Source organism: Austwickia sp. TVS 96-490-7B (assembly GCF_019331795.1).
Taxonomy (GTDB): Bacteria; Actinomycetota; Actinomycetes; order Actinomycetales; family Dermatophilaceae; genus Austwickia.
Genome location: NZ_JAHPZL010000009.1, coordinates 1 through 392 on the forward strand (window position 1 = coordinate 1; position 392 = coordinate 392).

The window sequence follows — 392 nt, forward strand, 5'->3', positions numbered from 1 at the left end:
GCTAAAATAAAAAAAGTTACTAGTCAAAACACTAGCAACTTACAATAAATAATTTAATTGTGAAAATGTCAGTTTGCTGATCGCATTCGCGAAAGCTCACTGACATTAAAATTTAACATCAGATAACCAAAAATCAATCTGCTTTTGCAATTGTTTTTCGTTCGCTTTTAAAGTCAATTTCATCAAATCCGTTAAATCAATTGGCGATATTTCTTTAATTAATTTTTTATATTTATTCTTAGTACGTCTTTCTAGTTTTCCCCATTCTTCTTCGTCATTCAACAACATAAAAATCATTGCTCTATCAGAAGTACGTTTGATAGTTTTCCAATCTGGTTGTAATATATGTAAATCATTAAAACAATCGTTCCAATAATCAACCATATCTCTTT

1 pseudogene is annotated in these 392 nt (G+C 28.3%); it reads right to left on the minus strand.

Annotated features, from left to right (window positions below):
- Positions 1-105 precede the first annotated feature (105 nt).
- Positions 106-392: pseudogene (locus tag KEM60_RS14035) on the minus strand (replication initiation protein); the annotation flags it as partial.